The organism is Streptomyces sp. SBT349, assembly GCF_001083795.1.
In the GTDB taxonomy this organism is placed as follows: Bacteria; Actinomycetota; Actinomycetes; order Streptomycetales; family Streptomycetaceae; genus Streptomyces.
In genome coordinates this window covers 1-8,466 of sequence record NZ_LAVK01000323.1, presented here as the reverse complement: position 1 = coordinate 8,466, position 8,466 = coordinate 1, and the positions used below count along the sequence as shown (strand labels likewise).

General features: G+C 75.5%; 9 protein-coding genes. 6 read left to right on the top strand and 3 right to left on the bottom strand.

All coding sequences use genetic code 11. From position 1 onward, the window contains the following. Positions 1-111 precede the first annotated feature (111 nt). Positions 112-1,203 (top strand): questin oxidase family protein, encoded by a 1,092-nt coding sequence (locus tag ADY01_RS28690; protein ID WP_049579304.1) that lies wholly within the window; start codon positions 112-114, stop codon positions 1,201-1,203. Between the two features lie 42 nt (positions 1,204-1,245). Here the strand turns inward: ADY01_RS28690 and ADY01_RS28685 are convergent, their stop codons facing one another. Then, complete coding sequence (locus tag ADY01_RS28685; RefSeq protein WP_049579302.1) at positions 1,246-1,932, bottom strand: ThuA domain-containing protein; 687 nt, start codon at positions 1,930-1,932, stop codon at positions 1,246-1,248. A 268-nt stretch (positions 1,933-2,200) separates the two neighbouring features. Between ADY01_RS28685 and ADY01_RS28680 the strand changes: the two genes are divergently transcribed. From ADY01_RS28680 to ADY01_RS28660, 5 genes are all read left to right on the top strand, one after another. Continuing rightward, on the top strand, positions 2,201-3,283 hold the full coding sequence (locus ADY01_RS28680) for a DUF2332 domain-containing protein (RefSeq protein ID WP_049579301.1): 1,083 nt from the start codon (positions 2,201-2,203) through the stop codon (positions 3,281-3,283). Positions 3,284-3,297: 14 nt separating this feature from the next. Continuing rightward, entirely contained in the window at positions 3,298-3,726 is a 429-nt protein-coding gene (locus ADY01_RS28675; RefSeq protein WP_049579299.1) for a PPOX class F420-dependent oxidoreductase, read from the top strand. Positions 3,727-3,731: 5 nt separating this feature from the next. Continuing rightward, on the top strand, positions 3,732-4,388 hold the full coding sequence (locus ADY01_RS28670; protein WP_049579297.1) for a class I SAM-dependent methyltransferase: 657 nt from the start codon (positions 3,732-3,734) through the stop codon (positions 4,386-4,388). A 56-nt stretch (positions 4,389-4,444) separates the two neighbouring features. Then, positions 4,445-4,846: an NUDIX hydrolase gene (locus ADY01_RS28665; protein WP_049579295.1), complete on the top strand. Its 402-nt coding sequence runs from the start codon at positions 4,445-4,447 to the stop codon at positions 4,844-4,846. Positions 4,847-4,934: 88 nt separating this feature from the next. Beyond that, positions 4,935-5,555, top strand: a complete 621-nt coding sequence (locus tag ADY01_RS28660) for a TetR/AcrR family transcriptional regulator (RefSeq protein ID WP_049579294.1) — start codon at positions 4,935-4,937, stop codon at positions 5,553-5,555. Between the two features lie 23 nt (positions 5,556-5,578). Here the strand turns inward: ADY01_RS28660 and ADY01_RS28655 are convergent, their stop codons facing one another. Continuing rightward, on the bottom strand, positions 5,579-6,439 hold the full coding sequence (locus ADY01_RS28655) for an alpha/beta hydrolase (RefSeq protein ID WP_049579292.1): 861 nt from the start codon (positions 6,437-6,439) through the stop codon (positions 5,579-5,581). Positions 6,440-6,543: 104 nt separating this feature from the next. Then, the coding region (locus tag ADY01_RS28650; RefSeq protein ID WP_420715750.1) for an ABC transporter ATP-binding protein at positions 6,544-8,466 on the bottom strand (1,923 nt) is incomplete at its 5' end.

Here is an 8,466-nt window from a genome sequence, read left to right as displayed (position 1 = left end):
CCCTAACCGCCACCCACCCCCGGGCCCGCCTCGCGGACTAGGACGATGGTGCCGTCCGGGTCGGCCGCCGGACCGTTACCGGCGGGCGCGCGCCGCCGTAGCGTCGCGGGCATGGACACTGACGCCGCTGGCACACTCGACGAAGCGCTGGTCCGGTTGCACGCCAACGGGCCCGAATTCAAGGGGTGGTTGACCAATCACGCCCCGATGGCGGTGGAGGCCCTCGTCCGGCACGGCGAGGGAGCAAGGGTGCACCGGTGGGTGGACGCCTACCGGCACCGGCTGGAGGACCACCCCACCTCCTACGGCCGTGTCACGGACGCGAACTGGCGCGAGGCGCTGGGCGATCCCCGCCATCTCGCCGACTGGCCCGCCTACTTCGCCGAGCGCCTGGAGGAACGGCCCTGGCCCGAGGTGCTGAGCGCGTGGTGGCCCCGGCTGCTGCCCGGCATCACCGCGGGGGCCACCCACCCGGTGATCCGGGTGGGCCACGCCGTGCGGGTGCTGCTGGCCGAGGGCGAGACCGCGCCGCGGCGGGCCGAGTTGGCGCACGCGCTCGGCTACTGGGCGGCGCGCCACCAGGTCCTGCCGCCCGGCAGCGCCGCGGCTCCGGCGCTCGGGGGCCAGGACGCCGGGACGAGCGCCGGCGCGGCACTGCGGGCCGTTCCGCTGGTCCGCGACCAGTCGGGCGGGATCAACCACCGGCTGGCACAGCTGCGGGACCTCCCGCCCTGGGCGGCCGGGGCGCCCGCGGATCCCGAGGCGGCGCGCGACCGGCTCCGCGCCCTGGTCAGGGCCGCCGCCGCGTACTACGCCACCCACGCCCACGGCGAGCCCGTGATGCTGGTGCACGCCGTCACGGCGCCCAACGCGGTGCTGCGCACCCTGCCCGCGCTCCCCCGCGCCCTGTGGCGGGAGAGCCTGGACGCCGCCTGGGCGGCAAGTGCGGGCGTCGTCGCCGCGTACGGCCCGAGGGGCGGACCGCGCCCGCCCGCCGACGCCGGCGGCATCGCGCCCGACGAACTGTTCGCGCGGGCCGCGGCCCACGGCGACGAGCACGTGATCAAGCTCACCGACACCGTTCTCGACCTGACCACCTCCCCCGCCGACGGCAGCCCCGACGGCGACCGCGACGGCGAGGGCGAGGGCCTGGTGGTCGGCGCCGCGCTGCGCTCGATCGAACTGACCGATCCCGATGACTGACCCGGCGCGCGGCCGGTCAGCCCGGGGCGGCGCGTCGGCTCCTCACGCGGGACTCCCCCCGGCGTCGCCCGGCAGGTGGGCGGCCCAGGTGAGGCCCCCCAGCAGGTGGCGGCGGAAGTCGGGATCGGCGAAGCACTCCTCGGAGTGGCCGAGCGCGGTGTAGAACGACCGCCCCCCGGCGCGTTCGTGGCACCAGACGAGCGGGTGGTCGGCGCCCATCCGGCCGCCGTGGTAGCTGGTCTCGTCGGCGGCGGCGAGCACCCGGACGCGATCGCGGGGGTTGGTCGCGAAGTTGTACCACTCGTCCGTGAACTCCCAGCGGTCGCCGAGGTGGGCGGTGGCGGGGTGGTCGTGGTCCTCCACCTGGACCACGCCCGGCTGGAGGTCGGGGTGGCCGTCGAACACCGTGCCCACCAGCGTCTCGCCGAACCACGGCCAGCCGTACTCGGTGGTCGAGGCCGCGTGCACGCCGACGAAGCCGCCGCCGTCGGCCACGAAGGCGCGCAGCACCCGGCGGGCCTCGTCGGTGAGGACGTCGCCACTGGTGGACAGGAAGACCACGGCGGCGCTGCCCGGCAGTCCGTCCGCCAGCTCGTCGGGATCCTCCGTCGCCCGCACGGCCAGGCCGTGCTCGGCGCCGAGGCGAAGGAACGTTCCGACTCCGGCCGGGATCGAGTCGTGCCGGTAGCCGGTGGTGCGGGAGAAGACCATGATCCGGGGAGCGCTCATGGCGCCCCATCGTAGGACGCGGCACCGCCGTCCGGCGGGAGCGTGGGGGCGCCTCCCCCGGCCATGGGGGAGGCGCGCGGCGCCGCGGGCGGCGCGCTCCCCGCGCTACCGTGTCCCCGGATCGCCACGGCGAAAGTGTCATGATCAGCGCCAATCCGGGCACGCGTTCCAGCACAACGGAATATCGAGGGGCATATTCCTCCGGCAGGTCTTCCACTGGGCCCCCGCGGGGCCCCATGATCTTGGGCATCCCCTGGGAGGAGTACTCATGCCCCGTGAACACGTTGCCCGGATCTTCGCCCAGCAGGCGGGGGCATGCGGGCGGCTTGGTTCCCCGCTCTACGCGGCGCTGCTGGAGCGGACGGCGGAGGACATCCGGGCCGGGGGGCCCTGCGCGGCGGCGGTGGCGGGCTACGAGGGCCTGGCCCTGGACGACGCGCTCCCCCTGCGGCTCATGGGAGCCGTCCACGCGCTGGCGCTGACCGGGCGCGCGCCGGAGCTCGCGGCGCACTACCCGAGCGTCGGAGGCACGTTCACGCCCGAGGCTCCCGAGGAGGCGTGGGCCGCCTTCCGCGCGCTCGTCGCGGCGAAGCGGGAGTGGGTCGGCGACTGGCTGCGGCGGCCCCCGCAGACCAACGAGGTGGGCCGTTCGACCCTGCTCCTCGCCGGGCTCCTGCACATCGTGCCCTCGGCCCAGCTGCCCGTGCGGCTGTTCGAGCTGGGGTCCAGCGCGGGGCTCAACCTCCGCACCGAGCAGTTCCGTTACTCCGCCGGGGACTTCTTCTGGGGCCCGGCCGACTCCCCGGTCCAGCTCACGGACGCCTGGACCGGGCCGGTGCCCGACTGGCTGTGGGCCGGGGCGGAGCGCCACCAGGCGCTGCGGATCGTGGAACGGCGCGGGTGCGACCCCTCCCCGATCGACCCGCTCTCGGCGGACGGCTCGCTGGCGCTGCGGGCCTATGTCTGGCCGGACCAGCCGGAGCGGCTCGCGCGCCTGGACGGGGCGCTGCGCATCGCCGCGAAGGTGCCGGCCACGGTGGAGGCGGCGAACGCCGCCGAGTTCCTGTCGGCGGTCGAACTGGAGCACGGCACGCTGACGGTGGTGTGGCACTCGGTCATGCGGCAGTACGTGCCCGCCGCGGAGTGGGCGGAGGTGGAACGGGAGCTGGCCCGGCTGGCCGCGTCGGCGACGGAGGAGGCGGGGTTCGCCGTCCTCGCGTTCGAGCCGCGCGACGTGGAGGGGACGCACGCCTTCTGGCTCTCGGTGCGCTCGGGCGCCGGACCCGAGCGGCTGCTGGCGACCGCTCATCCGCACGGGCTGCCCGCCCGCTGGCCCGGCAGGGGCGAGTGACGGATCATGGGGCCATGGCACACACGATGACCGAGGCGGAGTGCCGGGAGTTCCTCTCCGCGGGGACCAGGACCGGCAAGCTGGCGACCGTGCGGGCCGACGGCAGCCCGCACATCGCGCCGGTGTGGTTCGTGCTGGACGGCGGCGACGTCATGTTCACGACGGGCGCGGACACCGTGAAGGGCGTCAACCTGAGGCGGGACGGCCGGGTCTCGCTCTGCGCGGACGACGAACGGCCGCCCTACGCCTTCGTCACCGTGCGCGGCCGGGTGGAGCTGAGCGAGGACCTGGCGGAGCTGCGGACGTGGGCCACCCGGCTCGCCGCCCGGTACATGGGGCCCGAGGCGGCCGAGGAGTACGGGGCGCGCAACGGCGTCCCCGGCGAGCTGCTGGCGCGGATCCGGCCCGACCGCGTCATCGGGCAGTCCGCCGTGGCCGGGTGAAGCCGATGGGCGCGACGACCGAGGAGCGGGTGGACCACCCGCTCTTCGCCCGCCTCTACGCACGTACCGCCCCGGCGGAGGACCGGCGCGGCCTCGCGGCGCGGCGGGCCGCGCTGCTGCGGGGCCTCGCGGGCGACGTCATCGAGATCGGCGCGGGCGACGGTCGGAACTTCGCCCACTACCCGGCCGCGGTCACCCGGGTGGTGGCCGTGGAGCCGGAGCCGAGGCTGCGCCGCCTGGCGCGCGCACGGGCCGCGGACGTGCCGGTGCCCGTGGAGGTGGTGGACGCGGTGGCGAGCCGCCTGCCGGTGGACGACGCGTCGCTGGACGCGGCGGTGGCCTGCCTGGTGCTCTGCTCGGTCGGCGACCAGGAGGCGGCGCTCAACGAGGCGTACCGCGTGTTGCGGCCCGGCGGACAGCTGCGGTATCTGGAGCATGTGCGGGCGCCCTCGCGGGGGCTCGCACGGGTGCAGCGGGCCATGGACGCCACCTTCTGGCCCAGGGTCGCGGGCGGCTGCCACACGGGCCGCGACACCCTGGCCGCGGTGGAGAGGACCGGCTTCGCGGTGCCCGCCCCGGTCACGTTCCGCTTCCCCCGGCTGCGCACCCCACTCTCCTTCCACGTCCTCGGAACGGCCCACCGCCCGCCGGCCGTGCCCTGAGTGCGATCATCGGGGGCCGGCGCCCGGAGGGGGTGCCGGGAGGAGGGGAGAGGGTTGTGACGCGGGTCATCGACGCGGTCGCCTGGGTGCACCTGGACGGGAACCGGATCCTGGCGGCGCGCTCCAGGGGGCGGTCGCTGTTCTACATCCCGGGCGGCAAGCGCGAGGAGGGCGAGAGCGACGTGGCGGCGCTCGTGCGCGAGGTCGGCGAGGAGCTGTCGGTGACGCTCGACCCCGGCACCGTGGCGCACCTGGGGACCTACACGGCGCGGGCCGACGGGCAGCCGGACGGCACGCTGGTGCGGATGGCCTGCTACACGGCGGAGCACCGGGGAACGCCCACGGCCAGCGGGGAGATCGAGGAGATCGCCTGGCTGACCCTGGCCGACCGGCACCGCACGGCGCCCGTGGACCACGTGGTCTTCGACGACCTGGCGAGCGCGGGCCTCCTGCGCTGAGGGGCGGCTCCGGCCGGGGCCCGCGGGGCCGGGCCCGTTCCGCCGGTCGTCAGTACGATGGTGACCGGCGTCGGGGAAGGGTGGCGAGGTGTCGGGAGTGCGGACCGACGGGCGGGTCGAGCGGGGGAACCAGACCCGGCGGCTGGTGCTGGGGCGGACCATGGCGATCGCCTCCGTCGAGGGCCTGGACGGCCTCTCGATCGGCCGGGTCGCGACCGAGCTGGGCCTGAGCAAGAGCGGCGTCTTCGCGCTCTTCGGCTCCAAGGAGGAGATGCAGCTGGCCACCGTCCGCGCCGCGCGGGCCGTCTTCGCCGAGCGGGTGGTGCGCCCGGTGGAGGAGATACCGCCCGGGGTGGAACGGGTGCGGCGGCTGTGCGGGTCCTACCTGGCGTACTCGCGGTCCCGGATCTTCCCCGGCGGCTGCTTCTTCACGGCGGTCTCCGCCGAGTTCAGCGCCCGCCACGGCGCGGTGCGCGACGCGGTGGCGGCGGCGCGGGCCGAGTGGATCGGCTATGTCCGGGGGGTGATCGACGAGGCCAGGCTGACCGGGCGGCTGCGGGCGGACCTCGACGTACCGCAGCTGGCGTTCGAGCTCATGGCGCTGATGGAGATGGCCAACGCGGACTCCGCCCTGCACGGCGACGACACGGGCTACGACCGGGCGACCGCGGCGATCGACCACCGCCTGGAGGCCGCCCGGGGGGCGTGATCCCCGGCGCGCCGCGCGTCCAGCTAGGCGACCGGGTCGGTGGCCGCGGCGAAGTCGAGGACCGTCTCCACGACGCGGGGGTCGCCGAGGATCCTGCGGTGGCCGAGTCCCCGGGTGATGTGCACGTCCGCCTGGCCCTGGTAGGCGTCGGCCAGGCGCCGGGCCTGGTCCCGTTCGATCATGTCGTCGTCCTCGTCGTGGATCACCAGCACCGGCAGGGTCAGCTCCTCGGGGCGGTGGGTGGCGGAGAAGCGGCGCCAGATGTCCTGCTCGCCCGGGAAGAGACGGCGTTCCACGGCGGTGCGCAGCGCGGGCGCGACCCGTTCCGTGATCCCGAGGCGGGCGTGGAAGCGGTCGACCACATAGCCGAACTCGGCGGGGCTGGCGAGCGTGACCAGCCGGTCGGCCGCGATCTCGCCGCGCAACGCGAAGAACGCCCCGAGGCCGCCCACCGAGTGGCCGACGACGGCCGCGAACCTCCCCTGGGCCGGGCGGAGCCGGCGGGCGATCTCGCGGTACTGGAGGATGGAGCTCCCCCGCCCGCCGGACTCGCCGTGGCCCGGGGCGTCGAACGCGACCGGGCTGTACCCGCGCTCGGTGAGGGCCTCGACCAGCGGGGCGAAGCGCGAGGCGCGCGAGGCCCAGCCGTGCATCAGCAGCACCGGCCGCTCGCCGTCGCCCCAGCGGTAGACGGCCGTGGACACCCCGTCCACCTCGACCGTGCCGCGCGCCGCCCGCCGCATCACCCGCTCCTCGGCGGGCTTGAGGGCGACGCGGAGGCGCGGGTCCCAGAAGGCCAGGGCCCACCGCGCGGCGAGGCCGGGCGCGAGGCGCGCCGTCCCGTTCAGCGCGGTGCGGAGGACGGCGGCCTGTCGCTGCTGCATGGCGGATCCCTTCGGACTGCGGTGGCTCGGGCGAGATAATAGCACGATCGTTCGCACAGTTATCTGGCCCACCCCACGGCCCCGGGTGTGCCGGGCGGGTCGCGTCAGGGGGCGGCCTCGACGGGGTCGGCCGCCTTGACCGGTCCCGCCGGCCCGACCGGCGCCCCGGCCGCCTTCTCGACCACGGCCGTCTTCCCGGCCACGGCCGCGTTCTCCGGCACGGTCGCCTTCTCCGGCACGGTCGCGTCCGGCGCCGCGTGGGGGCCGAGCCCCGCGTCCCGCCGCAGCAGGGCGGCGTACCGGCCGTCCAGGGCCACCAGTTCGTCGTGGGTGCCGCGTTCGGCGACGCTTCCGCGGTCGAGGACGACGATCTGGTCGGCGTCGCGCACGGTGGAGAGCCGGTGCGCGATGGTCAGGGTGGTGCGGCCCGCCGACAGCGCCTCGATGGCCTGCTGCACGGCCTGCTCGGTCCTGGTGTCGAGCGCGCTGGTGGCCTCGTCGAGGACCAGCACGGGCGGGTCGCGCAGGATCGTGCGGGCCAGCGCCAGGCGCTGCTTCTCGCCGCCGGAGAAGCGGTAGCCGCGCTCCCCCACCACCGTGTCGTAGCCGTCGGGGAGCGCCGCGATGTGGTCGTGGATGTGCGCGGCCCTGGCCGCGGCCTCGATCTCGGCCGGGGTGGCCTCCGGCCTGGCGAACCGGAGGTTCTCGGCGACCGTGGCGTGGAAGAGGTACGCCTCCTGCGAGACCACGCCGACCGCCCGCGCCAGGGCGGCGAAGCTCAGGTCGCGGACGTCGACGCCGTCGATGGTCACCCGGCCGCCGGTGACGTCGTAGAGCCGGGGCACCAGGTAGCCCAGCGTCGTCTTGCCCGCGCCGGTCGAGCCGACGACCGCGAGCGAGCCCCCGGCCGGCAGGGTCAGGTCGATGCCGTCGAGCACGGGCGGCGCGCCGGGCTCGTAGCCGAAGGTCACGTTCTCGAAGCGCACCTCGCCGCGCGCCCGCGCCGCGGGCTCCACCGGGTCGGCGCGCTCGGTGATGTCGACGGGAAGGTCCAGGTACTCGAAGATCCGCTGGAACAGCGCCAGCGACGCCTGGATGTCCACGCCGGTGGACAGCAGCGAGACGGCGGGCCGCAGCAGCCCCTGCTGGAGGCTGACGAACGCGACCAGCGTGCCGATGGACGGCGGGGTGCCGCCGAGCGAGGACATCGCCCCGGCCGACCAGTACAGCAGCGCGGGGATGGCGGCCATGATCATGCCGATGGTGGCCATCCGCCAGCGCCCGGCCATGCTGGCGCGGACCTCCAGGCCGACCAGCTGCCGGGACTCGGCGGCGAAGTCGCGGGTCAGGGCCTCGGCGCGGCCCATGGTGCGGCCCAGCAGGATGCCGCTGACGGACAGCGACTCGGTGACCGTGGCCGCCATGGCGGCCATCTGCTTCTGCCGCTGCGTGGTGATCCGCCGCCGCTCGCGGCCGACGCGGCGCGCGATCCACACGAAGCAGGGCAGCAGCGCCAGGGAGACCAGGGTGAGCCGCCAGTCCAGGGCGAGCATGGCGACGACCGTGGCGATCACGGCCGTGAGGTTGGAGACCAGCGAGGTCGCCGTGGAGGTGACGGTGGCCTGCATGCTGCCGATGTCGCTGGCGATGCGGGACTGCACCTCGCCGGTGCGGGTCCTGGTGAAGAACGCCAGCGGCATCTGCTGGAGCTTGGCGTAGACGGCGGTGCGCAGGTCGTGCATGACCTGCTGCCCGACCGTGGTGGAGATGAGGGTCTGGAGCACGCCGAAGACCGAGCTGGTCACGGCGGTCGCGATCATGCCGAGGGCGAGCAGGGCCAGCAGGCCGGTGCGGCGCTCGGGCAGCGCGACGTCGATGATCTCGCGGAGCAGGAACGGCGAGGCGACCGCGACCAGCGAGGAGGCCCCGACCAGGAGGCCGACGACGGCGAGGCGTCCGCGGTAGGGGCGGAACAGGCGCAGGATGCGGCGGAGCTGGGCGGGCTGGCGGCCGGTGGTCGGCTCGTC